Origin of the sequence: Bradyrhizobium sp. ERR14, assembly GCF_014198235.1 — a bacterium.
In the GTDB taxonomy this organism is placed as follows: Bacteria; Pseudomonadota; Alphaproteobacteria; order Rhizobiales; family Xanthobacteraceae; genus Bradyrhizobium.
Map to the genome: position 1 here is coordinate 1 of NZ_JACIHD010000070.1, position 1,125 is coordinate 1,125.

Genomic DNA, 1,125 nt, shown 5'->3' on the forward strand with positions numbered 1-1,125 from the left:
GGGCCTGTTGCGCTACGGCCTTTTGAGGCAGGAGACGTAAGGAGAGAGGGCTGTGTTGACGCCGATCGTCAGGCCGAGATCTGTAGTTGGCGCCCTTGGCGGGCGTCTCAGGCGGCGATCGCAGCCCACCGCCTCATGTTGAACGCGATGGAGGCAAGCAGGACTTGCCCGCTTGCCTTGGCGAGACCGACGTAGCGAATGCAGGTAAGCCGCATCCGGCGTTTGAGGGTGGCAAAGGTGGTCTCCACCGTTGCTCGTCGTCGTGCGATGAGGAGATTGTAGCGTTTGAGCCTTGGCGGCAGTTCCGGGTGATGCCTGTTGGGACGACGGGCGATGCGGGGCTTTTTGCCTTCCGCCTTCAGCCGGGCTCGTCTGGCATGGGTGTCGTAGGCCGCATCGGCCCACACCACGGCTTCGTCGCCGCGGATTAGCTCATCAGCCGGCGTTGTATCGTTAACATTGGCAGGCGTGGTCAACACCGCGCGGATCAGGCCGGACCCCTCGTCGACCCCCACATGCGCCTTGTAACCGAAGGTCGAGCCGCTCTTGCCCTGCCGCTTGGTGAAGCGGGCGTCGGGATCGTTTGAGGGACGATCCTCCCTCGGAGGAGCTGACACCGCCTGGATCAAGGTTGCATCCAGCATCGTGCCGCGCTTGAGGATGACGCCGGCATTCTCAAGCTGGCGATCCAGTTCGCCAAACAGCTTCTCCAGCAGGCCTTGTTCAACGAGCTGGTTCCGGAAGCGGTTCAGGACCGTATGATCGGGCGCGGCATCCTCGAGGCTCAAACCAACGAAGCGCTTGAATGACAATCGGTCGCCCAGCGCCTCCTCCAGTTCGCGCTCCGAAAGACCGTAGAGCGACTGCAGCAGTACCGCGCGAAACAGCACAAGCACCGGATAGCCTGGACGACCGGGGCTCCCTTCATCCCGCAAATGGCCGATCAGCTTCTCGAACCGGTACCACTTGACCAGGCCAGCCAACCGATCCAGCGCCGCATTGGCGCCGGCGCCCTTCGGCATCAGCGCTTCTACAAAGCTCGGCTGTCCTGTCCGCTTCACCGCCATCGATACCTCCAAGGCTTTGCCCTAGGGAATCACAACTGGCGGATTACGCAACAGGCCC

At 62.7% G+C, this 1,125-nt stretch carries 1 protein-coding gene; it reads right to left on the bottom strand.

Going from position 1 to position 1,125, the window contains the following annotated elements; translation table 11 throughout:
• Nucleotides 1–107: 107 nt before the first annotated feature.
• Nucleotides 108–1,067 (bottom strand): IS5 family transposase, encoded by a 960-nt coding sequence (locus GGD62_RS40545; RefSeq protein ID WP_183714869.1) that lies wholly within the window; start codon nt 1,065–1,067, stop codon nt 108–110.
• Between the last annotated feature and the right edge of the window lie 58 nt (nt 1,068–1,125).

What these genes read in the sequence shown, in the direction of transcription:
- GGD62_RS40545 (WP_183714869.1), bottom strand. Translation starts at nt 1,067, where the DNA reads ATGGCGGTGAAGCGGACAGGACAGCCGAGCTTTGTAGAAGCGCTGATG.